Annotated in this window: 18 protein-coding genes; 5 read left to right on the top strand and 13 right to left on the bottom strand. The window is 69.4% G+C overall.

Annotated features, from left to right (window positions below):
* Positions 1-21 precede the first annotated feature (21 nt).
* The 8 genes from glgB to WS96_RS21985 all read right to left on the bottom strand — a co-directional run bounded on the left by glgB (position 22) and on the right by WS96_RS21985 (position 13717).
* Positions 22-2229 (bottom strand): 1,4-alpha-glucan branching protein GlgB, encoded by a 2208-nt coding sequence (gene glgB, locus WS96_RS22020; protein WP_059835366.1) that lies wholly within the window; start codon positions 2227-2229, stop codon positions 22-24.
* Complete coding sequence (treS, locus tag WS96_RS22015; protein ID WP_059835588.1) at positions 2226-5636, bottom strand: maltose alpha-D-glucosyltransferase; 3411 nt, start codon at positions 5634-5636, stop codon at positions 2226-2228. The genes glgB and treS overlap by 4 nt, the downstream gene beginning before the upstream one ends.
* Complete coding sequence (locus WS96_RS22010) at positions 5636-9028, bottom strand: maltotransferase domain-containing protein (RefSeq protein ID WP_059835364.1); 3393 nt, start codon at positions 9026-9028, stop codon at positions 5636-5638. The genes treS and WS96_RS22010 overlap by 1 nt, the downstream gene beginning before the upstream one ends.
* A gap of 150 nt (positions 9029-9178) precedes the next feature.
* Positions 9179-9682, bottom strand: a complete 504-nt coding sequence (locus WS96_RS22005) for a phage protein NinX family protein (RefSeq protein WP_059835362.1) — start codon at positions 9680-9682, stop codon at positions 9179-9181.
* 30 nt (positions 9683-9712) lie between these two features.
* Positions 9713-10504, bottom strand: a complete 792-nt coding sequence (locus tag WS96_RS22000) for an endonuclease/exonuclease/phosphatase family protein (protein ID WP_059835360.1) — start codon at positions 10502-10504, stop codon at positions 9713-9715.
* A complete protein-coding gene (locus WS96_RS21995; RefSeq protein ID WP_059835358.1) occupies positions 10495-12690 on the bottom strand; it encodes a VTT domain-containing protein in 2196 nt (731 codons plus the stop codon). The genes WS96_RS22000 and WS96_RS21995 overlap by 10 nt, the downstream gene beginning before the upstream one ends.
* Entirely contained in the window at positions 12687-13025 is a 339-nt protein-coding gene (locus WS96_RS21990; protein WP_059779958.1) for a hypothetical protein, read from the bottom strand. Before WS96_RS21990 ends, WS96_RS21995 begins: the two co-directional genes overlap by 4 nt.
* Positions 13022-13717 carry an MgtC/SapB family protein gene (locus WS96_RS21985; protein WP_059780008.1) on the bottom strand — a complete coding sequence of 232 codons (696 nt, stop codon included), beginning with the start codon at positions 13715-13717 and terminating at the stop codon, positions 13022-13024. Before WS96_RS21985 ends, WS96_RS21990 begins: the two co-directional genes overlap by 4 nt.
* A 176-nt stretch (positions 13718-13893) precedes the next feature.
* Here WS96_RS21985 and WS96_RS21980 point away from each other — a divergent pair, with 176 nt between their 5' ends.
* From WS96_RS21980 to WS96_RS21965, 4 genes are all read left to right on the top strand, one after another.
* On the top strand, positions 13894-14136 hold the full coding sequence (locus WS96_RS21980; protein WP_059835356.1) for a DUF6566 family protein: 243 nt from the start codon (positions 13894-13896) through the stop codon (positions 14134-14136).
* Between the two features lie 85 nt (positions 14137-14221).
* Positions 14222-14929, top strand: coding sequence for a succinate dehydrogenase/fumarate reductase iron-sulfur subunit (locus tag WS96_RS21975; protein ID WP_059500499.1), 708 nt, complete (start codon positions 14222-14224; stop codon positions 14927-14929).
* Positions 14930-15360: 431 nt separating this feature from the next.
* The gene (locus WS96_RS21970) at positions 15361-15684 is read left to right on the top strand and encodes an Hpt domain-containing protein (RefSeq protein WP_059835354.1); all 324 of its coding nucleotides are present in this window, start codon (positions 15361-15363) and stop codon (positions 15682-15684) included.
* Positions 15685-15845: 161 nt separating this feature from the next.
* On the top strand, positions 15846-18050 hold the full coding sequence (locus tag WS96_RS21965; protein WP_257128035.1) for an alpha-galactosidase: 2205 nt from the start codon (positions 15846-15848) through the stop codon (positions 18048-18050).
* Between the two features lie 142 nt (positions 18051-18192).
* Here the strand turns inward: WS96_RS21965 and WS96_RS21960 are convergent, their stop codons facing one another.
* Positions 18193-18867, bottom strand: coding sequence for an HAD family hydrolase (locus tag WS96_RS21960; RefSeq protein ID WP_034209221.1), 675 nt, complete (start codon positions 18865-18867; stop codon positions 18193-18195).
* A 199-nt stretch (positions 18868-19066) separates the two neighbouring features.
* Here WS96_RS21960 and WS96_RS21955 point away from each other — a divergent pair, with 199 nt between their 5' ends.
* Positions 19067-20251: a sugar transporter gene (locus WS96_RS21955; RefSeq protein ID WP_059835352.1), complete on the top strand. Its 1185-nt coding sequence runs from the start codon at positions 19067-19069 to the stop codon at positions 20249-20251.
* Here the strand turns inward: WS96_RS21955 and WS96_RS21950 are convergent.
* From WS96_RS21950 to WS96_RS33815, 4 genes are all read right to left on the bottom strand, one after another.
* Positions 20248-21438 carry a helix-turn-helix domain-containing protein gene (locus tag WS96_RS21950; protein WP_257128034.1) on the bottom strand — a complete coding sequence of 397 codons (1191 nt, stop codon included), beginning with the start codon at positions 21436-21438 and terminating at the stop codon, positions 20248-20250. The genes WS96_RS21955 and WS96_RS21950 overlap by 4 nt on opposite strands.
* Positions 21439-21605: 167 nt before the next feature.
* Positions 21606-22733 (bottom strand): NAD(P)-dependent alcohol dehydrogenase, encoded by a 1128-nt coding sequence (locus WS96_RS21945; RefSeq protein WP_059835350.1) that lies wholly within the window; start codon positions 22731-22733, stop codon positions 21606-21608.
* Between the two features lie 14 nt (positions 22734-22747).
* Positions 22748-24217: a benzaldehyde dehydrogenase gene (locus tag WS96_RS21940; RefSeq protein WP_059835348.1), complete on the bottom strand. Its 1470-nt coding sequence runs from the start codon at positions 24215-24217 to the stop codon at positions 22748-22750.
* Between the two features lie 847 nt (positions 24218-25064).
* Positions 25065-25493, bottom strand: a complete 429-nt coding sequence (locus WS96_RS33815; RefSeq protein WP_156443678.1) for a hypothetical protein — start codon at positions 25491-25493, stop codon at positions 25065-25067.
* Between the last annotated feature and the right edge of the window lie 219 nt (positions 25494-25712).

Here is a 25712-nt window from a genome sequence, read left to right as displayed (position 1 = left end):
CCGTGTCGAGGGCGCGGGACATCAGGCGGGTGTCAGCCACAGCGTGGCGAGCGGCGGCAGCCGTAAGCTCGCCGACCACGCCTCGCCGTGGGCGGGCACGGCTTCGGCCCACACGGCGCCGTCGTTGCCGGCGTTGGTGCCGCCGTACGACGCGGCATCGGTGTTCATCAGTTCGCGCCAGTGACCCGGCGCGGGCAGCCCGAGGCGGTAACCGGCGCGCGGCACGGGCGTGAAGTTGCAGACGGCGACGACCAGGTGCCCGGCGTCGTCGCGGCGCGCGAACGCGAACACGCTGTTGTCGCGGTCGTCGCCGATCAGCCAGGAGAACCCGGCCGCATGGCAGTCGAGCGCATGCAGCGCCGGTTCGGCCGCATACGTGCGATTGAGGTCCCGCACGAGCCGCTGCACGCCGCGATGCGCGGGCGCGTCGAGCAAGTCCCAGTGCGGCGACGCATCGTGCGCGAACTCGGCCCATTGCGCGAATTCGCTGCCCATGAACAGCAGCTTCTTGCCGGGATGCGCCCACATGAAACCGAAATACGCGCGCAGCGTCGCGAGCCGCTGCCACGCGTCGCCGGGCATCTTCGCGACGAGCGAGCCCTTGCCGTGCACGACCTCGTCGTGCGACAGCGGCAGCACGAAGCGCTCGGAGAACGCGTACACGAGCCCGAACGTCATGCGGTCGTGGTGATAGCGGCGGTGGATCGGGTCTTCGTGCAGATACGCGAGCGTGTCGTGCATCCAGCCCATGTTCCACTTGAAGTCGAAGCCGAGCCCGCCGTCGCCGGTCGCCGCGGTGACGCCCGGCCACGCGGTCGACTCCTCCGCGACGGTGACGACGCCGGCCGGCGCGGCCGCACCGTGCAGCGTGTCGTTCAACCGGCGCAGGAACGCGACCGATTCGAGGTTTTCGCGGCCGCCGTATACGTTCGGCACCCATTCGCCTTCCTTGCGCGAATAGTCGCGGTACAGCATCGACGCGACCGCGTCGACGCGGATGCCGTCGACGTGATAGCGGCGCACCCACGCGAGCGCCGACGCGACGAGGAACGCGCCGACCTCCGTGCGCCCGAGGTTGTACACGCAGGTGTTCCAGTCGGGATGCATCCCCTCGCGCGGATCGGCGTGCTCGTACAGCGCGCTGCCGTCGAATTGCGCGAGCCCGTGCGCGTCGTTCGGAAAATGCGCGGGCACCCAGTCGACGAGCACGCCGATGCCGGCCGCATGCGCGCGATCGACGAACCGCGCGAAGCCGTCGACCGGCCCGAAGCGCGCGGACGGCGCGAACTGCGCGAGCGGCTGGTAGCCCCACGAGCCGCCGAACGGGTATTCGGCGATCGGCATGAACTCGACGTGCGTGAAGCCCATGCCCTTGACGTACGGAATCAGCCGCTCGGCCAGTTCGTCCCAGGTCGCGCTGCGTTCCATTTCCTCGGGGATGCGCAGCCACGACTCCGGATGGACCTCGTAGATCGACCACGGCACGCGATAGCGGTCGCGGTGCGGCCGCGCATGCATCCAGCCGTCGTCGTGCCACGCGAACGCGTCGAGCGCCGCGACGTCGGCGACCACCGACGCCGTGCGCGGCGGCGCTTCGGTCGCGCGCGCGCACGGATCGGCCTTGTGGGGCAGCACGCGCCCGTCGGCCGCGCGCAGCTCGTACTTGTAGCGCTCGCCCGCGCCGATGCCCGGCACGAACAGCTCCCATACGCCCGACGGCCGTCGCAGCCGCATCGGATGGCGGCGCCCGTCCCAACCGTTGAAATCGCCGACCACCGAGACGCGCTGCGCGTTCGGCGCCCAGACCGCGAAGCGCACGCCGTCGGTATCGTCGATACGCACGGGCGTCGCGCCGAGGCATTCGAGCACGGCGGCCGGGTCGCCGCCCGAGAAGCGCGCGAGCGCCGCGTCGTCGAGCAGCGTGCCGAATGCGTACGCGTCGTCGGTCACCTGGTGCGCACCGGGCCAGTCGATCGCGAGCAGGTAATGGGGCCAGCCGCCGTCGTGCGCGATCGTCCCCGCGAAGCAGCCGGCGCGATCGATGCACGCGAGCGCGCCGAGCTCGGCGCCGTCCGGCGACAGCGCGCGCACCCGTTCGGCGCCGGGCAGCAGCGCCCGCACGACGATCCGGTCGGCCTGTTCGTGCGGGCCGAGGCACGCGAACGGGTCGGGATGCCGGCCGGCGAGCAGTGCGTCGATGTCGGCGCGTTCGAACAGCGTGTCGGTCATGGGTGTCCTCCGTCGTCGGGCGGCACGCCGTCGCCGAGCAGGCGCTCGACCAGCGCCGCGAGCCCGCCGACCGGCACGCTCAGCCAGTCGGGCCGGTTCGAGGCTTCGTAGCACAGCTCGTACGACGCCTTGTCGATCAGGAACAGCGCGAGCAGGCGGTCCGCGTAGCGCGGGTCGACGAAGCGCGCGGGCGCGAGGTCCGCGGCCGCGCGATAGCACTCGACGAAGCGGTCGGCGGCGGCCTGCCCGAAGCGGTCGAACAGCGCGCGCTTGCGGCCGGCCGCCTGCGGCGGCGCTTTCTCGATCGCGAACTGCGCGGTCGCGCTCACGTACGACAGCGAGCGCAGCAGGCCGGCCACGTCGCGCAGCGGATGCGATTTCGCGCGACGCCGCTCGAGCGGGCGCGCCGGTTCGCCTTCGAAGTCGATCAGCAGCGCGTCGCCCTGCACGTCGAGCACCTGGCCCAGATGAAAATCGCCGTGAATCCGCGTGCATTGCGCATCGAGCGTGCGCGGCACGAGTTCGCCGAGCGCCAGCACGGCCGCGTCGCGCGACGCGAGCAGCGCGTCGGCCGATGCGCGGGTGGCCGCATCGAGCGCGTCGAGCCGCGTGCGCAGCACGTCGAGCGCACGCTCGAACGACGCGATCGCGTCCACGCACCAGCCGTCGACGTGCTCGGGCGTCGCGCGTTCCGGCGCGAACGCGGGATCGTCGGACGGCTGCGCGAGCGCGACGTGCAACTGGCCGAGCCGCGTGCCGATGATGCCCGCGAACGCCGCGTAGCCGAGCAGCGCATCGGGCGCTTCGTCCGTCTCGGCGGCCTCGCCGTCGTCCGCGGCCGGCAGCGCGAGCTCGTCGATCGCGCGCCGCAGGAAATCGAACGAGCGCGTCCATGCGTCGCCCTGGTTGTCGACGTAGCGCTGCAGGATCGCGACCGTGTGCGGCGAACCGTCCGGATCGACGTGCACGACTTCGCCGGCCAGCGTCGCGGTGTTCGCATAGCCGATGCGCGTCAGGTGCCGGCTCATTTCCGCTTCCGGATGAACGCCGTGCGCGACCTTGCGCACGAGCTTCAGCACGATCGCGTCGCCGATCACGAGCGAGCTGTTGCTCTGCTCGGCCGCGAGCCAGCGCACCTCCGCGTCGTCGCCCGGGTCCAGCCCGGCGAGCGCGTCTTCCGGAAGAAAGTCGAGCCGGCCGCCGTCGGACGTCGGCACCGTTGCGCCGTCGCGCAGCTTGCGCAGCATCCCGCGCGCGAACGCCGGCAGCGCGAACGCGTCGGTCAGGTAGCCGACCGTGTGGCCGCGCCGCACGCGCGCCAGGGCCAGCTGCGTGAACAGCGGATGAGACGTCTCGCCGCCCCACGCGGTCGCGAGCGGCACCACGTAGCGTTCGACGCCGCCGTCGCTCGCGGACACCCACGCCTCCGCATACTGGAACGGCTCGTCCGCCACCGGCGTGACGACGTTCAGCCACGCGTCGCCGATCGCGCGATCCTTCGACGCGAACCAGCGCCGCCGCGCGAGCCACGACGCGAGCGCGTCGTGCGCGAGCGCATGCAGTTGCGAGACGTCCGGCCGCGTATCGCCGCGCCGCATCACGAGCGTCACGTATTCGGGCAGCGGCTCCGCATGCGGCTGCCGCCACGACGGCTCGCGGCCGTGCTCGGCGAGCACGAACCACAGGAACCCGTACGGCGGGAAGGTGAGGAGATACGGGAGCTGGCCGATCGGCGGAAACGGCGAATCGGACGTCATCTCGATCGGCACGCGGCCCGCGAATTCGGACAGATCGAGTTCGACCGCCTGCGACGCGCGCGACAGGTTCGCGACGCACAGCACCGGCTCGTGGCCGTCCAGCTCGCGCAGGTACGCGAGCACCTTGCGGTTCTCCGGACGCAGGAAGCGGATCGTGCCGCGCCCGAACGCCTGCGACGCGCGGCGCGTCGCGAGGATGCGGCGCGTCCAGTTCAGCAGCGAATGCGGATCGCGCGTCTGCGCCTCGACGTTGATCGCGTCGTAGCCGTACAGCGAGCCCATCACCGGCGGCAGCACGAGCAGTTCCGGGTCGGCGCGCGAGAAGCCGCCGTTGCGATCCGACGACCACTGCATTGGCGTGCGCACGCCGTCGCGATCGCCGAGGTGGATGTTGTCGCCCATCCCGAGCTCGTCGCCGTAGTAGATGACCGGCGTGCCGGGCATCGACAGCAGCAGCGAATTGATCAGCTCGATGCGGCGCCGGTCGCGCTCCATCAGCGGGGCGAGCCGGCGCCGGATGCCGAGATTCAGCCGTGCGCGCCGGTCGCTCGCATAGGCCTGCCACAGCAGGTCGCGTTCCGAGTCGGTGACCATCTCGAGCGTCAGCTCGTCGTGGTTGCGCAGGAACACGGCCCACTGGTTGCTCGGCGCGAGCGCCGGCGTCTGCCGCATGATGTCGAGGATCGGGAAGCGATCCTCGCTCGCGATCGACATGTAGATGCGCGGCATCAGCGGGAAGTGGAACGCCATGTGGCATTCGTCCTCGTTGCCGAAGTATTCCTGCACGTCCTCCGGCCACTGGTTCGCCTCGGCGAGCAGCATCCGGTTCGGATACTCGGCATCGATCGTCGCGCGGATCCGCTTCAGGATCGCATGCGTTTCCGGCAGGTTCTCGTTGTTCGTGCCTTCGCGCTCGACCAGGTACGGCACCGCGTCGAGCCGCAGCCCGTCGATGCCGAGGTCGAGCCAGAAGCGCATTACCTGGATCACTTCGCGCACGACGGCCGGGTTGTCGAAGTTCAGGTCCGGCTGGTGCGAATAGAAGCGGTGCCAGTAGTACTGGCCGGCCACCGGGTCGTGGGTCCAGTTCGACGTTTCGGTATCCAGAAAGATGATCCGCGTGCCCGCGTATTTGGTGTCGGTGTCGGACCACACGTAATAGTCGCGATGCGTGGAGCCCGGCTTCGCGCGGCGCGCGCGCTGGAACCACGGGTGCTGGTCCGACGTGTGGTTGATCACGAGCTCGGCGATCACGCGGATGCCGCGCGCATGCGCTTCGCGGATGAAGCGCCGCACGTCGGCCAGCGTGCCGTAGTCGGGATGCACGTCGCGGTAGTCGGCGATGTCGTAGCCGTCGTCGCGGCGCGGCGACGGATAGAACGGCAGCAGCCAGATCGTGTCGACCCCGAGTTCGGCGATGTAGTCGAGCTTCGCGATCAGGCCGGGGAAATCGCCGATGCCGTCGTTGTTCGAGTCGTAGAACGACTTCACGTGCACCTGGTAGATGATCGCGTCCTTGTACCACAGCGGATCGTCCGCACAGAGCGCGGGTTCGCGACGGCGCGCGCGGCGCCGGCGCGGCGTGCCGGCCGGCGCGAGCGACGGGAACTGCGCGCGCCGTACGTCGTCGAGGGAATCTTCGCGTTTCATCATCCGTGGGCTCCCGAGGAGGGTCGGGCGTCGTCCGGTGCGGGCGCCGCCGCCCGCGCGGCGCCCGGAGACGGCGCGAGCCGCCAGATTGCGTACGGCCGCACGTGCGGATCGAGCGAGACGTACTGGCGATGGCCGCGCCAGGTTTCCGCGTGCGCGGCGTCCTGTTCGAGCGCATCGAGCGGTTCGCCGTCGGCCAGCCCGAGGCCGCGCCACAGCGCCGCATCGAGCGTGAAGTTCGCGGCCTGCGGATGCCACGGGTCGAGGCTGATCGCGACGGCCACCACGCTGTCGAACGCGGGCGTCGCCTTCGTGAAGACGAGCACCGAATCGTTGTCGGCCTCGACGAACGCGAGCCCGAGATGCGTCTGCAGCGCCGGATGATCGCGCCGCGCGCGGTTCAGCCGCGCGATTTCCGTGCCGATGTGCGCGGCCTTGCTCCAGTCGCGCGCGCGCAGCTCGTATTTCTCGGCATCCGCGTATTCCTCGCTGTCCGGCAGCGGCGCCGATTCGCCGAGCTCGAAGCCCGAGTACAGGCCCCACGAGCCGGCCAGCGTCGCCGCGAGCGCCGCGCGGATCACGAACTGCGAGCGCGGCGCGTTCTGCAGGTGGCGCGGGTTGATGTCGGGCGTGTTGACGAAGAAGTTGGGCCGGAAGAATTCGCGCGCGGGGCCGGCCGTCAGCTCGGTCAGGTAGTCGATGAAGTCGCGCTTCGACTCGCGCCACGTGAAGTACGTGTACGACTGCGAGAAGCCGACCTTGGCGAGCCGGTACATCATCCCCGGCCGCGTAAACGCCTCGGACAGGAACACGACGTCCGGATGCCGGCCGCGCACGTCGGCGATCATCCACGCCCAGAACGGCAGCGGCTTCGTGTGCGGGTTGTCGACGCGGAAGATCCGCACGCCCGCGTCGACCCAGAACAGCACCGCGTCGCGCAGCGCGAGCCACAGGTCGGGCAGCGCGTCCGGCGCGTAGAAATCGGGGTTCACGATGTCCTGGTAGCGCTTCGGCGGATTCTCCGCGAAGCGCAGCGAGCCGTCGGGCCGCCATGCGAACCAGCCGGGATGCGCGGCGAGCCACGGATGATCGGGCGAGCACTGGATCGCGAAATCGAGCGCGATCTCGAGCCCGTGCCCGCGCGCGGCGTCGACCAGCGCACGGAACGATTCGAGCGTGCCGAGTTGCGGATGCACGGCCGTGTGCCCGCCGTCGGGGGAGCCGATCGCGTACGGGCTGCCGACGTCGTCGGGGCCGGCTGTGAGGCTGTTGTTGCGGCCCTTGCGGGCGGACGTGCCGATCGGGTGGATCGGCGGGAAATACAGCACGTCGAAACCCATGTCGCGGATGCGCGGCAAATGGGCGATCACGTCGTCGAACGTGCCGTGCCGGTGCGGATCGTCGCTCGCCGAGCGCGGAAACATCTCGTACCAGCTCGAGAAGCGCGCCTTGCGGCGTTCGACGTCGACCGGGTAGGTCGTCGCGTCGTGCGTGACGAACGGGCGGTAGCGCAGCGCCGCGAACGCGTCGGCGAGCGCGGGCGCGCCGACCAGCGCGAGGCGGTCGTCGGGCGACGCGTCCTTGAGCTCGGCGGCGAGCCGTTCCATCTGCGCGACCGCGCGCGGATCGGCCGGCTCGGCGAGCTTCAGCGCGGTCGCGAGCAGCAGTTGCGCTTCGCGCACCTCCAGCGTCACGTCCTGGCCGGCCGCGCGCTTCTTCGCGATGTCGGTGACCAGCGACGCCCAGTCGTCGCGCCACGCGAGCACGCGAAATTCATGGCGACCGAGCCGGTCGAGCATGACGCGCGCATGCCAACGATCGTTCGGCTCGGCGTCGAACGGGATTTCGCGCCAGGCGTCGTCGTCGGCGGCGCGCCACTGGAGCACGGCGGCCAGATGCGCGTGCCCGTCCGTGAAGATCGACGCACGAACGACGAGCGGCTCGCCGATCACGCGCTTGATCGCGAAGCGGCCGTCGTCGACCGACGGCTCGACGCGCTCGATCGCGATCCGGTCGGCCGCGAGCGCCGCCGACAGCACGGTGCGCTCGCGCGCGGCGTCGGGGCGCGCGGCGACGGGCGGCGCCTGCCACGCGTGCAGCAGCGCATACGCGCCGGGTGCGAGCGTGAACGGCTCGAGCGCGGCCGGCGGATGCGTTTGCGCGCCGTCGTGCGTGGCGACGCGCGTGAAACCGCCCGGCACGCCGGGCAGGATCGTCGCCGGGTCGACCGTGGCCGGCGCGTCGAGATCGGGATTCAACGCGATCAGCAACGCCGTGTCGTCGTGTTCGAGCAACGGCCCGGTGCCGCGCAGCAGCGCGGTCGCATGCGCGCCCGGCGCGCTCAGTTGCACGATTTCGCCGCGGGCCGCCACGACGGGCGTGGCGCGGCGCCACGCATTCGCATCGGCGATCGTGCCCGACAGGTCGAAACGGGCGTGTTCGAACGCGGCGCGGTAGCGTTCGGTATCCGCGTCGCGGGCCATCAGCGGCACCGTCACGCCGCGCTCGAAACCCATCGGCACGAGCCAGCCGGTGCCGACGGCGGCGGCCGTCCACAGCGCGCGGCGATACGCGCGGGCGACGGTGTCGTCGGGTGTGTCGGGCCAGTCGTCGGCGAGACGCGGGCCGTCCGGCGCATCGGGAAACGCGATCGGCGCGCCGATGCGCCGCAGCAGCCGGTGTTCGTCCGCGAACCACGGCGCGCGCAGGTCCCACCAGCGCACCGATGAGAACACCGCGTCGAAGCCGGCGGTTTCGAGCTGCGCGAGCGCGTCGCGCGCATGGCCGGGCACGCCGGCGAGCACGGCGACGTCCGGGCGCGCACGGCGCAGCGCCGCGCGCCAGCCGGGCCACCAGTCGGCCGGCAGATGATGGGGCGCGTCGATCAGGAAGCCGGCCGCGCCCGCGTCGGCGAACGTCGCGAGATGCGCGCACCACCATGCCGAGAGCGCGTCGCGCGCCGCTGCGTCGCCGGCGTTCGCCTGCGCGATATCGAGCGCGTGCGCGGTGCCGCGCGGGTCGATCAGCGCGTCGTCGTGCGTGTGCTCGACGTACCAGTCGGGATGGTCGGCGCGCAGCGGGTTCTCGCGCGCGATGCGGTCCGGCACGACTTCGAGCAGCAGGCGCAGCCCGTGGCCCTTCGCCAGTTGCGCGAGCCGCGAGAAGGTTTCGAGTGCGCTCGCGCGCGTCGCGAACGATTGTGCCGGCCGCCGGAAATCGGCCACGTGGCGCGGAAAACCGGCGACGCTCGCGGCCCAGAACGCACCGACGAGCACATGATCGAAGCCCATGCCGGCGATATGCGCGAAGGTGGGCGGCCACGCGTCGAGCGGCCCCACGAGGCGGGCGTCGCAGAAGTAGAGGTGCGGAGCGAACGGCGGTGTGGAGTCCATGGCGTGGCGCGGGCGAGTGGCGGCGAGCGGTAAAGCCGGTGCGTCGCAACGCGCGTGCCTGCTGCGCGACCGCCGGCCGGGCAGGCGTTGGCGGGAATGCGGATTGAAGGGGACTGTCGTTTTTACATGACCGCCGACTCGCGCCTGCACTCACATGCGCGGAATCGACCGAATATCCGAACTGTCGCCGGCCGCCGGATCGCCGGCCGCCGGGTCGTCGTCCGAAGTTGGAATCGGCACCCCCGGGTCATACCGCACCACCGCGCCATGTTCGATCCGGTGCGGGAACGGCGGCGGTTCGTCCACCTCGTCGCCGAAGCGCGCGCGCACGAACGCGCGCAGCAGCGCTTCGCGGGCCGTGCGGCCGCGGGCGCCGCAGGTCGATGGGCCGTCGACGAAGGTCGCATCGCATTCGACGGTGTCGCCGTGGCCGGCGATCCGCAGGTCGATCACGCGATCGAGCACCGCGCCCGCATCGGCCCACGATGCCGAAGGCGCGAACGGCGCGTCGAGGTGCCGGAGCGCGTCGCAGGCGGCCGTCACGACGACGGTGGGCGAGACGGCCGTAAAGCGCAGCGTGTCTTCGTCATCCGCGCACAACGCGCGTGCGCACCAGTAATCGAGATGCTTTCCGTCGAGTGCGTCGGTTCGCATGAGCGGGCTCCGTCGGATCGAAAAAAATCCTCACCGTGCAAGCCCCGTGCCCGTCGCGGGCGTCGCGCGCATCCGCGCCACCAGCGGGTAGTGGTCGGACGCGTGCCGCGCCCGCGCGCTGCGATGCACGACCACGTCCACCAGCAGCTCGCCCGGATGGATCCAGATCCGGTCCAGCGAGAACACCGGCCACACGGTCGGGAACGTGCGCGGCGCAGGCGCGCGCCGGAACCGCGTGACGAGCGCCTGCAGCGCGCGGCCGCGCACGAACCATTCGTTGATGTCGCCGAGCAGGATCACCGGCATCGCGCCCGTGTCGAACGCCGCGAGCAGCCGCTGCACCTGCGCGCTGCGCTCGCTCGCCGACAGCCCGAGATGGGTCGCGACCACGCGGATCGGGCCGGCGCTGCAATCGATGTCGGCGTCGAGCGCGCCGCGCGGTTCGCGCGGGTGGAACGACAGGTCGAGCGTGCGCGCCGCGCGGATCGGACAACGCGACAGCACCGCGTTGCCGTAGCGGCGCTCCGGCGTGTCGATCGTCGGGCCGGCCACCGCGTGCATGCCGGTCGCGTCGCGCAGGTGCGCGAGCACGTCCGGTGCACGCGTGCCGCCGAGCGGCACTTCCTGCAGCGCGATCACGTCCGCGTCGAGTTCGTCGATCACCGCCGCGATCCGGTCGGCCGCGCGCGCGTGCCACACGCCGTAGCCGCCGCGGATGTTGTAGGTCGCGATCCGCAGGTCGCGCCCGCCCGGCGCGGCGACGGGCGCCGCGTCGGCGGTGACGACGTGCGGCGGCGGGGCCGCGTGTGTGCTCAGCGCCATCGTCGCAGCATCCTCACGAGCAGGATCGACACGCCCACCAGCGCGAGGCCGATCGCCGCCAGCCACGCGAACGCGCCGGGCCGCGGATGGCTGAGCGCGGCGGTCAACTGGTGCGCGAACGTGACGGTCAGCACGATGCCGGGCAGCATCCCGAGCGCGGTGCCGATCAGGAAGTCGCGCAGCCCGATGTGCGACGCGCCGGCGACGAGGTTCACGACGGTGAACGGCGCGATCGGCAGCAGCCGCAGCACGGCCATCGCGACCACGCCGCGCCGGCCGATGTGCTCGCTCAGCCGGTTCGCACGCGGGCCGGCGAGCCGGCGCACCGCGTCGCGCCCGAGCCAGCGGCCGAGCGCGTAGGTCGCCGCGGCGGCCGCCATCGAGCCGACCCCCGCATACGCGAAGCCCGGCCACGCGCCGAACACGAGCCCCGTCGCGGCGATTAGCAGCGTGATCGGCACCGCGCAGGCCGCCGCGACCACGTAGGCCGCGAGCAGCAGCACCGGCGCGGCCGGCAGCCGCGCGATGCCGGCCACCGCGCGCGACAGCGACGCGACGTTCAGGTACGCGCCCAGCGGCGTGAAGCGCCACGCGAGCGCCAGCGCGGCGATGGCGAGCACGATCGCCCCCAGCACGAAAAAGCGCGCGGTGAGCGAGCGATGCTGCTCGTGCGGCACGAATTCGCGGACGAACCGGTCCGGCTCGATCGGTTGCTCGGGGTCGAGCCGCGCGCTGACCGGCACGAGCGCCTCGAATTGCGGCGACACGGCCGGGTCGAGCGTGCGCAGCGTGCGGCCCGGCTTCGCGCGCAGCCGGTCGAGCACGACGTTCGGCCGTTCCCCGCACGCGAACGCGTCGGCCACCGCATCGGGCGTCGTGCCGAGATGCTCGGCCAGCAGCCGCTCGCGCATGCGCGCGATCGCGCCGCGAATGCGGGCGTCGCCGGCCGCGACGAGCGCGATGCAGCATTCGGTATCGAGCAGCATCGAGCGGTTGTTCAGGTTCGCGCTGCCGATCACGATGCATTCGTCGTCGACGATCGCGACCTTGCTGTGCACGTTCACGCACGCGTCGCCGAGGCCGTCGACGTGCGGATACAGCAGCCGGTAGCGGTCGAAGCGGTCGGCCGACGCGAGCGTCGCATGCAGCCGCGCGCGCAGCACGCCCATTGTCGCTTCCTGCAGCCAGCCGCTCTGCACGCGCGGCGCGACGACCGTCACGTCCGGCCCGTGCGCGTCGGCGAGGCGCGCGGACAACGTTTCGCGCACGACCGCCGCGGTGAAGTACTGGTTTTCGACATACAGGTGCCGCTGGGCGGCGCGGATCGCGTCCTCGACGAGCGCGCGCACCTGCCGCACCGGCTCGCGGCCGCCGTGGCGCGGCGCCGTATACGCGATGCCGAGCCGCACGTCGCGCACGTCGACGCGCGCATCGGGCGGCCACGGATCGTCGTCCGTCCGGTCGAGATGGCGCTGCGCGCGGATCGCGATCGGGCGTCCGCATGCCTGCAGCCAGCGGGCCCGCGCCTGTTCGCCGATCGCGGCGGCGGCATCGCCGTCGAACATCGCGTGCACGTCGTGGAACGGCCCGTACGGCATGCCGTGCTCGTCGCGGCGGCGCGGGTCGTCGGCCGCATGCGCGGGCGTGTCCCAGCGGGCGCGCGTCAGGTCGAGGCCGCCGACGAACGCGAGCCGGTCGTCGATCACGACCAGCTTCTGGTGATGCGACGCGCCGCGCGGGTGCGCATCGTCGAGCCGGAACCGGATGCCGCGATGCGCGCGCCAGCCGGCCCGATACACGGGCGGCCAGTCGCGCTCCAGCGCGTAGATCATCGCGAAGTCCCACGCTAGCACGTAGATGCGCAGGTTGTGGCGGGCGGATGCGAGCGCGTGCAGAAAGGCCGCGAGCGTGTCGGGCAACGTGTCGTCGGCGCCGCCCGGCGCGAGCCGCATCCGGCTGTCCACGTCCCAGCCGACGATGAACACCGTATGGCGTGCGCGCAGCAGCGCCGCGCGCAGCGTCGAGAAGTACGCGTCGCCGTCGACCAGCATCGCGAAGCGGTCCGCGCCGCGGATCGCGTCGCAGTTGCGCCCGCGCTCGAGCAGGCCGTGCTGCGGCGGGCCGTCCGCCGGCGCGGCGTCGAGCCGACCATCGTCAGTGCGGGCGATGCGATCCGGCACGATCATCGGGCGCCGACGTCCCGGTCGCCGTCGAGCCACTGCAACAGCGCATCGCAGCGTGCACGCAGCGCCTGCAGTTCCGGCGAATCCGCGTCGAGCCGCACGCGCTCGCCGCTGTGCGGATCGCCGTGCGCGACCGCGATCTCGTAGATTTCCTGCGCGATCGTCGCCGACGCGTGCGCGATCCTGATCCGGTCCAGCCAGTCGCATTCGGCGTGGCGGCACGCGAGCCACGCGCGCAACGCGCCGACCAGTTGGCCGGTCGTGAGCCAGGCCCCGCTGCGCATGCGCGCGGCCAATTGGCTCGTCACGAGATAGGAGAGCAGGTCGGTCTGGGTCACGCGAAACTCCTTGACGAGGTGTCGGGTCGACAGGTCCGTACGCACGCGATGTTTTGCAGCGTCTCGCAGATCGCCGCGAATTCCGGCCCGCTCGTGCGCGAGAACGAGACGGAGATGTCGTCGGTGTCCGGATCGTCGTCCGACTGCTGGACGATGAACCGTTTCACGCGCACGCGGCCGGGGCCGAGCGCTTCGTGCAGCGTGCCGAGCGTCAGCCCGCCGCGCTCGGCCACGAGCAGCAGCGTGCGCTGCTGGCGCTGCGCGATGAAGCGGCGCTCGAGCGGCTTCACGCCCGCGAGAATCGCGAGCACGATCGCCGTTGCGCCGATCGACGCAACCACCATGCCGCCGCCCGCGGCGAGCCCGACGCCGGCCACCGCCCACAGGCTCGCGGCCGTCGTCAGCCCGCGCACCATTTCGCCGCGCAGCAGGATCGAGCCCGCGCCGAGAAAGCCGATGCCGGACACCACCTGCGCGGCGACCCGCGACGGATCGAGCACGACGCCGTTTTGCCCGCGCACGTCCTCGAAGCCGAACGTCGACACCAGCATCACCAGCGCGGCGCCCACGCACACGAGCATGTGCGTGCGCAGCCCGGCGGCCCAGTTCAGGCGCTCGCGTTCGAGCCCGATCACGCTGCCGAGCAGCGCGGCCAGCAGCAGGCGTCCGAGTAATTCGAGGTGGCCGATCATGATGTGCATTCCTTCCGGCCCTGCGCGAGGCGGGCCCGTTGCGCTTCGACGCGGAAAAGGGACGCAAGCGGCGTGCCGGCCGGGCACGGCGCGTGCGCACGAGGCCGACGGCGTGCGTGGCGCGCCGCCGGCGCGCATTTTTTGCATCGCCATCGCAGATAAGACAGGAGGCCACCGTGGCACATCAACAGGACGCACAGGTTCGGGACCCGTATCGCGGTCACGAAATCCTCGTATGGGCGCGGCCCAACGAGCGAGGCGCGTGGCGCGACGAGGTACAGGTGTACGCCGCCGGCGCGCGCATCGAACTGGCCGTATCGGAGGCCGCCGGCCCCGAATGGCTGACCGAGGTCGAGGCGCTGCGCGCGGGCGTCGAGCGCGGCCGCTATCTGGTCGACAAGCGCGTGGACGACGATTGACCGGCATGGCGCTTGCGGCGCCGTGCGCCGCAACGCCACCCGCAGCACCCGTGAACCCATGCCGGCCCCGGGCCGGGAGGAACCGATGAGCGATCCGCGCACCCTGCATATCTACCGCTACGATCCCGATCGCGACGCGCAGCCGTACCTGCAGCGCTACGAGATCGACGTGGACCCGGCCGACCGCATGCTGCTCGACGTGCTCGGCCGCGTGAAGCGCGACGACGAGACGCTCGCGTACCGGCGCTCGTGCCGCGAGGGAATCTGCGGCTCGGACGCGATGAACATCAACGGCAAGAACGGCCTCGCATGCCTGACCAACATGCAGACGCTGCCGCGCGAGATCGTGCTGCGACCGTTGCCGGGGTTGCCGGTGGTGCGCGACCTGATCGTCGACATGACCGACTTCTTCAACCAGTACCACTCGATCCGGCCATACCTGATCAACGACACGACGCCGCCCGCGCGCGAGCGGTTGCAATCGCCGGAAGAGCGCGACCAGCTCGACGGGTTGTACGAATGCATCCTGTGCGCGTGCTGTTCGACGTCGTGCCCGAGCTACTGGTGGAACCCGGACAAGTTCGTCGGGCCGGCCGGGCTGCTGCAGGCGTACCGCTTCATCGCCGATTCGCGCGATCTGGCGACGGCCGAGCGGCTCGACGATCTCGAGGATCCGTACCGGTTGTTTCGCTGCCGGACGATCATGAACTGCACGGACGTGTGCCCGAAGGGGCTGAATCCGACGAAGGCGATTTCGGAGATCCGGACGATGCTGGTCAGGCGGACGGTGTGACGCGCGACGCCTGAATGCTTGCCGTGGAACTTATGACAATACCGCGATCAGTCGTTGCAGCAGAGGTCGTCGCGCCGTCCAGCCGTCCATCCTGGAAGGCGACATGGCGATGAAGCGCGACGCGCACGACTTCGATGGGTCGTCGTGGAAAGGTCTATCGCTTCGGCGTGGTTGCCGGCTGAAACTATGAATGGCGCATGACGTGGGTCGTGGTCGCTGCGTCATTCGCAATGTGTCTCAGGATCACCGTGCTGGAGGCCCCGACGTACGTTCGATGCTCGACCATGTGCCTCCGATCGTTCTCGGCCTCCAGCGCACAAACCTCGAATCCCGGTTCGCGTGCCAGGGGTGACCTTCAATCCCGTGCATCTGTCCGCTTGGCCGCCTCCGCGCCTCACCGCGGTCATCTTTTTGGTCCCATATAAATAGCCTTGACCGTCAACGTCTGGATGAATGCGATTGTCCAGACGCGCGCCGCGATCGTGAATGAGGATACCGAAGCAATAACGCGAAATGTGTACGCGATCAAGCGCGCATTTGCGATGGTGCAGGAGCATGCGATAGTCGCAATCCGTGCCGAAATCGAGACGAAGGGCCGTGCGGGGCATGTTGACGCGATGAGCGGGTTGCTGGCGAGGTTGTCGGACGCGCGACCCGGCTGCTCGACTCATGCATCGATGGGATCGGACAGCAAGACGACGCTATCCACGCCGACGGGAGCGGTCCGGCAGCATGAGCGTGTCAACCGAAATTGATTGAATCGGTTAAATAATTGCATCTTTCGGCTTGATTGTGGAAATGATCCCAGTATCTGGCCGCGCGTCGCAAAGATTGAATAAACGCCAAGGAACTCACTAATCTGCGAACGCGTGCCGCGCACACGGGTACGCGCCACTCAAATAATCTGGAGACGCAGATGAATTTGAAAAATAAGTTAGGAATATTGACGGTCGGCATGCTGCTGGCGGCCGGCGTGATATCCGGGTGCGGCGGTGACGATACGAGCCCCGCCTCCGTCAGTAGCAGTGTCGCGATGGCGGGTGTCGGAGCCGGCGGTACCGACACGACCGCGACGTCCGACGATGGCGCGACGACGGACGCGGCACCGGCCGCGCGAAAGCAGATCGCCGTGAATCCTCCGCCGATGGGCTGGTCGTCATGGAACAGCCTCGCGGAAGATGTCAGTTTCGATACGATCAAGGCGCAAGCGGACGGGCTGGCCAAGCTGAACGAGCGCATTGCGTCGGGCAACAAATACCAGTATGTGAATATCGACGAAGGCTGGTGGACCTCCCGAAAGCGCGACGCGAACGGCAACTTCATCATCAACGTCGACATGAACGGCAATCCCACCAACCAGTGGCCGGGCGGCATGAAGGCGATGGCCGACTACATTCACGGCAAGGGGCTGAAGGCGGGCATCTATATCGACTCCGGGCCGCAGGGCTGTGGTAGCACGAATGGCGTGCACTTCGTCGGCAGCGATTACGCGCACTACGATCACGATTTCCTGCAGTTCGCGCAGTGGGGCTACGACTTCGTCAAGGTCGACTGGTGCGGCGGCAGCGCGGCCGGATACGACCCGCAGCAAGCGTATACGGCCATCTCGCAGGCCATTCAGAAAGCCTACGCCGCGACCGGAAAGCTGCTGGTGCTCAACATGTGCGACTGGGGCACGTTGGGCAAGAGCGGTTATCCCGATGCTGGGTTGGGGCCGTGGGCCTGGGGCGCGGGGATCGCCACGTCGTGGCGTACGACGGGGGACATCTACGGCCCCGGAAGCGGCGTTCCGAAGTTCGGCTCGGTGCTGGGCAACTTCAACGGAAACTATCATCCGGAAGGGCAGCACACCGGCTACTACAACGATCCCGACATGATGGTTGCCGGCATGGGCATGACGGCGGCGAACGATCTCGCCCACGTGAATCTATGGGCGATCGCCGGCGCGCCGATGATCCTCGGCAACGATCTGTCGAAGCCGCTTTCGAGCGACAGCGTGACCTTGCTCACCAATCCCGAACTGATCGCGATCGACCAGGATGCGCTGGGACTGCAGGGATTGAAGGTCGCGGACGCCAACGGGCAGCAGATCTGGGCGAAGCTGCTGGCCGGCAGCGGAAGGCGTGCGGTCCTGCTGCTCAACAACGGCGCCACGGCGAGCCCGATGACGGTGACGTGGAAGCAACTGGGGCTGGCTGCGGGCACCCGGGCCACGGTGCGCGATGTCTGGGCGCACAAGAATCTCGGCACGGCCGCCGACGCCTATACGGTCGCGAGCGTTCCGGCCGGAGGCACCGTGATGCTGGTGCTGCGCGGCAAGGACGCGCCGTCGTCCACGTTCCTGCCGAGCACGCTGTCGGGGGGCGCCGCGTATGCGCATTGCATCGCTTGCGCGAGCGGCAGGAAGGTCACGGGGCTGGGCACGGTGACGTTCAGCAACGTCGCGTCGTCGACGGTCGGCGGCTTCGTCCAGATCGCTTACCTGAATGCCGGGCCGGAAACCGCCAAAGCGCAGCTCGGCGTGAACGGCGGCAATCCGACGACGGTGGCATTTCCGCCGGCCGGCAAATCCGTCGGCACCGTGACGGTATATGTCGGGCTGAAGTCGGGGCTGAACACGTTGACGCTGTCGAGCCTCGACGGTGCCACGCCGGCGCCCGAGATCGCGTCGGTCGCCGTGGTGGCCGGGCCGGTGAAACTGCCGCCCCCGCCTCCGCTGGCGTACGAAGCCGAGGCGGCCGGCAACACGCTCGGTGGTGCGGCGCGCGTTGCGTCCTGCAACGGCTGCTCGGGCGGCCAGGACGTCGGCTACATCGGCAACGGCGATGGAACCAGCAACGGCACGCTGACGATCAACGGCATCAACGTGGCGGCGAGCGGGACGTACAGTGTGTCGGTCAGCTACGCGAACGGCGATGGGGCGCCGCGTAACGCACAGATCAGCTTCGACGGCGCGACGCCGGTCACGGTGTCGTTCCCGTCGACGGGCGGCTGGGGGAACGTATCGACGCTGACGGTGACCGGCACGTTCCAGCAGGGCAGTGCGAACACCTTGCGATTCTCGAACCCCACGGGCTGGGCGCCCGACATCGACGGCATCGCCGCTCCGGTGAAGCAGTAACGACGAGGCGCGCGGCCTGCCGGTTCGGGCGGGCCGCGCCTTCACGTCGAGCTTGTCGCCCACGCAAGCTGCCGGAAACTTGTATGCGATTGCACCGACCCTCGTGTGGGTCGGTTGCCGACGTCGACGGGCCGCCCGACGCTCAGGGCCGCGCCGCCACCTCGTCGAGGTGCCACAGCAGGTCCGCCGGATCGTCGTACACGCGCAGTGCACCGGCGCGTTCCAGTTCGTCGCTGCCGTACCCGCCCGAGAGCAGGCCGACGCCGAGCGCGCGGCAGCGGGCGGCGGCGAGCATGTCCCAGATGCTGTCGCCGACCACGACCGTATGCTCGATCGGCACGTTCAGCTTCGCGGCGGCGGTCAGGAACAGGTCCGGGTCCGGCTTCGCATACTTCACCTGATCGCGCGTGACGACCACGTTCTTCGCCGGATCGACGCCGAGCGCCTCCAGATTGATCGCCGCGGTTTCCATCCGCCCGCTGGTCGCGATCGCCCAGCGGATGCCGGCATTCGACAGCGCGGCCAGCAACTCGCGCGCGCCCGGCAGCGGCCGGACCTGCGCGCGCAGCCGCTGGTATGCGGCCGCATGCAGCCGGGCGAGCCGCTCGACGCGCGCCGCGTCGATGTCGCCGGCCGTCTCGCGCAGCAACTGATTCAGGAACAGGCCGCCGCTCATCCCGATCTTGCGGTGGATGCGCCATACCGACAGCTCGATGCCTTCGGCGTCGAGCGCTTCTTTCCATGCAAGCACGTGCTGATAGACGCTGTCGACGAGCGTGCCGTCGAGATCGAACAGAAATGACGTTTCAATACGCATGCGAATCTCCTGGCCCGGTAGCGTTCGGGCAAATCGTCGGCAAAACCCGGTTCGTCACATTATCGGCGCGCGGCCGTGTCACCGCCATGTCCCGCGCGGCACGCGCCGCGTCCGCGGCAGCGTGTCGAACGGCGCTGGTACAATCGCGCCGATGCGCCGGGCGGGCCGCCCGCGCGCCCAACCTTCGCCGAATTCCCGTATGGCAACCCCCGACGCCGTCAGTTCCGAACAATCGTGGTGGGGCGTTCTGGCCCTGGCACTCGCCGCCTTCATCTTCAATACCACCGAATTCGTGCCCGTCGCGCTGTTGAGCGCGATCGGCGACAGCCTGCAGATGCAGCCGACCGCGGTCGGCCTGATGCTGACGATCTACGCGTGGGCCGTTGCGGTCGTATCGCTGCCGCTGACGTTCGTCACGCGTCACGTCGAGCGCCGCAAGCTGTTGAGCGTCGCGCTGCTGGTGTTCGTCGGCAGCCACGTCGTGACCGGCGTCGCGTGGAATTTCACGGTGCTGATGATCGGCCGGCTCGGCATCGCGTGCGCGCATGCGGTGTTCTGGTCGATTTCGGTCCCGCTCGCCGTGCGGCTCGCGCCGAGCGACCGCAAAAGCCGTGCGCTCAGCCTGCTCGCGATGGGCTCGGCGATCGCGATGGTGGCCGGGATTCCGCTCGGCCGCGTAATCGGCGAGGCGTTCGGCTGGCGCGTCACGTTCCTGATCATCGCGGGCGCGGCGGGCGTCGCGCTGCTGCTGCTGCGCGCGACGTTGCCGTTGCTGCCGAGCCAGGGCGCAGGCTCGCTGAGCAGCATCGGGGTGTTCCTGCGCAAGCCGGCGCTGGTCGCGCTGTACGCGATCACCGTGCTCGTCGTGTCCGCGCACTTCACGTCGTACACGTACATCGAACCGTTCGTGCAGAGCGTCAACCATGCGAGCAGCAGCCGGATCACGTACGTGCTGATCCTGTTCGGCGTCGCCGGCCTGCCGGCCGCGGTCTGCTTCAATCGCCTCTATCCGTACCGGCCCGACGATTTCCTGCTGGCGTCGATCGTCGCGCTGTCGGGCTGCCTGCTGATCCTGTTCCCGTGCGCGCTGAACATCGTCACGCTGTCCGTGCACACGCTGGCGTGGGGCGGCGCGATCGTCTGTTTCGGGCTGGCGATGCAGGCGTGGGTGCTGAAGCTGGCGCCGGAGGCGACCGACCTGGCCGTATCGATCTATTCCGGGTTGTACAACGTCGGCATCGGCGCCGGCGCGCTGCTCGGCAACCATATCGCGGGCGACTTCGGGCTGCCGTGGATCGGCACCTTCGGCGGCGTGGTCGCGATCTTCGCGGCCGGGATCGCGTGGCTCGCGTTGCGGCTGCACGAGCGGCGGGCAGCGGCTTAGGGCTTCGTCCCGAACCGCCGATGCGACCCGTCGGGCCGGATTCCCGCCGTATCGATCTGCCGAAGTTTCGCGTACAGCGTCGTGCGTGAAATGCCGAGTTGCCGCGCGGCCGCCGACACATTGCCGTCGTGCTCGTCGAGCGCCCGGCGGATCGCATCGAGCGACTGCTCGTGCAGGCTCGCCTGCGGACCGGCGGCCGGCGCCGCGTTGCATACGTCGGCGGCGTCTTCGAGCCCATCGGCCTGACGCGCGAGCGTCGCGCGATCGAGCGGCGCACGCACGGTGCGCACCCATACGTGGCTACCGTCGTCGCGCGCGATCCGCTGCGGCGTGCGCGACGGCGTCAGCAAGCGCCGCTGCTGCGCGGGCGTCGCGCCGGGAAACAGTTGCCGGAGATCGTACGGCCCGAGCGGCCCTTCCGGCGCGAGATCGAGCATGCGGCGCGCCAGCCGGCTCACCGCGCGCACGCGGCCCGCTACGTCGAGCGCGACGACGCCGGCGAGCGGCGTGCCGAGCCAGCGCGCGTCATGCTGAACCTGCAGCAGATGGCAGTCGCGCAGCATCGCATAGAGTCGCTGCTCGGCGGACAGCGACGCGTGCCGGAACGACTCGCGCAACTGCGCGACATTGCGCCGGCCGACGCCCGTGATGTCCAGCGCGCCGATCACTTCGCCGTCGAAGCCGAGCAGCGGCACCGCGAGACAGAATACCCGCGAAAACGCGTCGAGATAGTGCTGCGCGCCCGCGACGACGGTTTCGGCGCCGTCGTGGATCACGCAGCTCGGGGCGGTCGTGCCGATGTTCGGTTCGACGATCCGGCGTCCAGTGACGATCGGCGTGAGCAGCGCGTCGTCGCATTGCGGGCTGCGCCGCACATGGACGATCGTGCCGTGCGGATTGACGCACATGATCGTCCATTCGTTGCCGCCGAATGCGGCCCACAGCGGCTCGATCTCCTGCGCGACGCAGCGGGTCAGCCGCCGGTCCGCGCGCGATTCGTCGAGTTCGCGCTGCATCTCATAGCGGGCGGTTTGCCACGGCCGCAGCCCGGCGTCGCGCGAACGCAGCCACGAGCGCGCGACGCTGGCCGGCAAGGCCGTTTCCGGCAGCGGCTCGCCCGCGGCGAAGCGGGCGCGGAGCCGGTCGAGGTCGACCGGCCGAGACAGGGATTCGGGGGCTGGCTTCACGCTGCGCTCCAGTTGGGTCGATGTCCGGGCCGGGTATTGCCGGCCCGGCGTGTCGCGCGAATGCGTAATATAGCCCGGTGCCCGAAGCCGGGTATTTTCGTTCCCGGCAACGGCGCCCGCCGCATGACGCCGATTGGCGTCGGCGGGCGGCCGGCGGTGCCCCGCGCCTAGTGCGGCAAACGCAGGATCGGCTTGAGCGTGCTCCCGTCGCTGCTGTCCGCCGCCGCCTGGTTGATCTGGTCGAGCGGATAGAACTTCACCAGCCGGTCGAACTGAAACCGCCCCTGCAGGTACAGTTGCACGAGCTGCGGGATGAACGTCTGCGGCACGCTGTCGCCTTCGACGATGCCGCGAATCGTGTGGCCGCCGAGCAGCAGGCTGTTCACGTCGAATTCGGCCTTCGTGCCGAGCTTCGGCGCACCGACCACGCCCATCGTGCCGCGCGAGCCGAGCGCTTCGATCCCTTGCGACAGCACGGCCGGCAGCCCGGTCGATTCGAGCGCGAAGTCGGCGCCGCCGCCGGTGATCTCGCGGATCGCGTCGACGACGTCGACTTCCCGGCTGTTGATCGCGTGCGTTGCGCCGAGTTCGAGCGCCAGCGCGAGCCGCGACGGCACGATGTCGACGGCGATGATCGTCGTCGCGCCCGCGATGCGCGCGGCCATCACGGCGCTCATGCCGACCGCGCCCGCGCCGAAGCTCGCGAAGCTGCTGCCCGGGCGCACCGCGAGCGAATGGATCACCGCGCCCGCGCCGGTCTGGATCCCGCAGCCGAGCGGGCCGAGCAGTTCGAGCGGCGCTTCCTTCGGCACCTTGATCGCGTTGTTCTCGCGCGCGAGCGCGTAGCTCGCGAACGACGACTGCGCGAAGAAATGATCGTGCAGCGGTTGCCCGGCTTCGTCCCGGATCGCGGTCTGCCCGTCGGCGTCGGCGCCGCCGAAGTTCAGCGCGAAGAACTGCCGGCAATACGCGCCGTGACCGCCGACGCACGATGCGCAGTGGCCGCACGCGCCGTAGGTCAGCACGACGTGATCGCCCGCGGCGAGCGTCTTCACGTTCGGGCCGACCGCCTCGACCACGCCCGCGCCTTCGTGACCGAGCACGGCCGGCAGCGGCACCGGATAGTACTGGTCGCGCACGATCAGGTCGGTATGGCACAAGCCGGTCGCGACGACGCGCACCAGCACCTCGTCGCCGCGCGGCGCGCGGATCCGGGCCGCTTCGATCGAAAAGGGCGCGCCGGCGGCGCGCGCGACGGCCGCGGTGACGGCGCGTGTATCGTGTTCGGTGTACATGGTCGGTCTCCTCGTCAAATCGGATAGAGCGGCGCTTCGCCCTTGATCGTCAGCCACTGCCACTGCGTGAATTCTTCCCAGTTTGCCGCACCGCCGATGCTCGAGCCGTTGCCCGACGCGCCGACGCCGCCGAACGGGTTGATCGCCTCGTCGTTGACCGTCTGGTCGTTGATGTGCAGCAGCCCCGTGTTCAAGCGCTCGCCGATCCGCAGCGCGCGGCCGACGTCGGCCGACAGGATCGCCATCGACAGCCCGTATTCGGTCCGGTTCGCGAGCGCGATCGCGTCTTCGTCGGTATCGAACGGCACGACGACCGCCACCGGCCCGAAAATCTCTTCGTCGAATGCCGGATTGCCCGGCGCGACGCCGCTCAGCACCGTCGGCTCGAAGAACAGGCCGCGATGGCCGCCGCCCGTCTCGACGCGTGCGCCCGCGCGGCGCGCCGCGTCGACCAGGTTCGCGGCATGGTCGCGTTGCGCGGCGTTGATCAGCGGGCCGAGGCCGACGTCGCCGGCGGCCGGGTCGCCGACGCGCAGGCTGCGCGCCTTCTCGACGAGCTTCGCGACGAAGCGATCGTGAATCGCGCGCTGCACGAGCACGCGGCCGGTCGCCATGCAGATCTGGCCTTGATGCAGGTACGCGCCCCATGCGGTGTTGGCGATCGCGCGGTCGAGATCGGCATCGTCGAGCACGATCAGCGAGTTCTTGCCGCCGAGTTCGAGCGACACCTTCTTCAGGTGACGGCCCGCCGCTTCGCCGACCTTGCGCCCGGCCGCGGTGGAGCCGGTGAACTGGATCATCGCGACGTGCGGATCGGCGACCAGCGCCGCGCCGGCCGCGCCGTCGCCGGGCAGCACGTGCAGCACGCCTTCGGGCAAGCCGGCGAGCTCGAACACGCGCGCGATCGAGACGCCGCCGCATACGGCGGTGCGCGGATCGGGCTTGAGCACGACCGCGTTGCCGAGCGCGAGCGCGGGTGCGACCGCACGCATCGCGAGGTACAGCGGGAAGTTGAACGGCGAGATCACGCCGACCACGCCGCGCGGGCGGCGGCGCGCGAGCGACAGCCGGCCGGCTGCGGACGGGAGCACTTCGCCGGCCGCGCGCGATGGCAGGCCGGCTGCTTCGTGGAGCGCCTTGATCGTGACCGACGTTTCGAACGCCGCCTTCGCGCGCGTCGAGCCGCTTTCGCGCACGAGCCAGTCGACGATTGCGTCGAAGTGCGTTTCGGCGACGGCTGCGGCGCGGCGCAGGACTGCTGCGCGCTCGTCGTAGGGCAGCGAGAACCATGCGGGTTGGGTGCGGTGGGCGGTGGCCGATGCTTCGGCGATGGCCGCGCCGTCGGCGAGACCGATGCGGCCGAGCGTGTTGCCGGTCGCCGGTTCGATCACGTCGGCCGCGAGCGGGCTCGCGTGCCAGCGTCCGGTGAAGGTCTTGCCGCGCCAGACGTCGGTGTCGAATAGGGCGGGGGTGGTGCTATCCATGTGCGCTCCTGGGGAAATTCGGATCGGCCGGGGCGGGGTTGGTGCTTGAGGGCTGGCCGGCATGCGCGGGAGGGTAGGCGGGGGCGGAGAGACGGGGCTATCCGGGTTTCTTCCCACGCGCGGAGGGCGCGTGGATTGGGAGGTGTTTGCGATTCTGTGTGCGGAAATTGAACAGTTGCTGTGGGAGGTTTTGCCGCATGCCCTCGGATGACACGCCGATATCGTTGTGCGGTACGGCCTATGTCGCGTCCGAAGGCTCGGCGCGCTGATGCGCCGAGATAGACGTATGCGCTTCGTGCTTCTTCGGAGTGGCAGTTACCGACCCTCAAGAGACGCTCAAAGTTGCTGGGAACCGCCGTTCAAAACATACAGCTTTATACCTACTGCAGGGCTGCCTTCTACTTTTCGAGCCGGCGAAGCATGATCTGGCCGAGCTCTGAAGGTTGTCGCAACAACGATTCGCGCAATGGTCCCTCGTAATTTAGATCTGTCGACTCAAGCCCGTGCACGATGCTCCAGAAGACTCCAGCACCATCATCCTCGGGAAATCGTTCAAAAATGCGAAACAGGACCGGCAGACAAGCGATCGATACGTCTCCCTACCAAAGCTCCGATAAGAGCGTGTCTAACTTGCGCCAGTCGCCTGCGGGGCTAGGCTTGAACTGGTCGATTTCCAAGAGAATTTCGTTTAGCGGACGACTCATCGTTAGTCTTGTGCGGAGCTAGGGAGGGAGACGGGCGGAGTTATAAACGTCCGCTCGTGGCCGGTAGCAGACTCACGTGGAGGCCCGCTTCCGACCCGGAGCGGTCCTTGACTTCACTCCGAGCGGACATTCCCACGGTGGCTTCAAATGTAAAGAGCTCGCCCCCCACCGGACGACGTTCGCACACGTTCTGCAAAGCCTTCAAAGAAAAAAGGAACGTTGTCGCCGGTGTCCCCGGATAAGCGGCCACGCACCTTGTCCCAAGTTCCGAGAGCGGTGTGATTTTGTGAATTACCGACAACAAGCACGGGCTGATTTCGCTCTTCGAGCCAGGAATACGTGCCGCCGAACTGCTGGCGACCGACCTCCAGAACGTAACAACCGAATCGCGTCACGATCCCCTCAACCGTCTCAGATGGCAGGTCATTTCGGTACATCGAAGCCTCTGCAAGCATCTCTTCAACAACCTGTAGGCTTGCTTCCGAAAAATCTAGCTTCCCCTCAGCACGGTCGTTGAAATCGGCCAGCGCTTGTGCTGCGAGGCGTTGCACTTCTTGCTGGAGTTCACTCATATTTAATCAAAGTTGGGCGTTCGAAGGGTGCGCTTGGGATTGTCGATAAGATATCCATTCATCTCCTCGACGTGCCCGCAAATCGTCCATACGCAGTGCTTGATTGTCAACGATGTAGGCTGCCCAGTCGAGTGTCCCTTCCTGGCCGATTCTGTTGAAAAACTCGGCATTCGTGGTCGTTGGCACCTATCCTTGATCTGATCAATCGACGAGGTGCCA

Source organism: Burkholderia sp. MSMB1835 (assembly GCF_001526365.1).
Lineage (GTDB): Bacteria > Pseudomonadota > Gammaproteobacteria > Burkholderiales > Burkholderiaceae > Burkholderia.
This window is presented reverse-complemented; position numbering and strand designations above follow the sequence as displayed.

Coding starts and splice junctions, on each gene's coding strand:
- glgB (WP_059835366.1), bottom strand. CDS start 2,229: ATGACCGACACGCTGTTCGAACGCGCCGACATCGACGCACTGCTCGCC.
- treS (WP_059835588.1), bottom strand. CDS start 5,636: ATGAAACGCGAAGATTCCCTCGACGACGTACGGCGCGCGCAGTTCCCG.
- WS96_RS22010 (WP_059835364.1), bottom strand. CDS start 9,028: ATGGACTCCACACCGCCGTTCGCTCCGCACCTCTACTTCTGCGACGCC.
- WS96_RS22005 (WP_059835362.1), bottom strand. CDS start 9,682: ATGCGAACCGACGCACTCGACGGAAAGCATCTCGATTACTGGTGCGCA.
- WS96_RS22000 (WP_059835360.1), bottom strand. CDS start 10,504: ATGGCGCTGAGCACACACGCGGCCCCGCCGCCGCACGTCGTCACCGCC.
- WS96_RS21995 (WP_059835358.1), bottom strand. CDS start 12,690: ATGATCGTGCCGGATCGCATCGCCCGCACTGACGATGGTCGGCTCGAC.
- WS96_RS21985 (WP_059780008.1), bottom strand. CDS start 13,717: ATGATCGGCCACCTCGAATTACTCGGACGCCTGCTGCTGGCCGCGCTG.
- WS96_RS21975 (WP_059500499.1), top strand. CDS start 14,222: ATGAGCGATCCGCGCACCCTGCATATCTACCGCTACGATCCCGATCGC.
- WS96_RS21965 (WP_257128035.1), top strand. CDS start 15,846: ATGAATTTGAAAAATAAGTTAGGAATATTGACGGTCGGCATGCTGCTG.
- WS96_RS21960 (WP_034209221.1), bottom strand. CDS start 18,867: ATGCGTATTGAAACGTCATTTCTGTTCGATCTCGACGGCACGCTCGTC.
- WS96_RS21955 (WP_059835352.1), top strand. CDS start 19,067: ATGGCAACCCCCGACGCCGTCAGTTCCGAACAATCGTGGTGGGGCGTT.
- WS96_RS21945 (WP_059835350.1), bottom strand. CDS start 22,733: ATGTACACCGAACACGATACACGCGCCGTCACCGCGGCCGTCGCGCGC.
- WS96_RS21940 (WP_059835348.1), bottom strand. CDS start 24,217: ATGGATAGCACCACCCCCGCCCTATTCGACACCGACGTCTGGCGCGGC.
- WS96_RS33815 (WP_156443678.1), bottom strand. CDS start 25,493: ATGAGTGAACTCCAGCAAGAAGTGCAACGCCTCGCAGCACAAGCGCTG.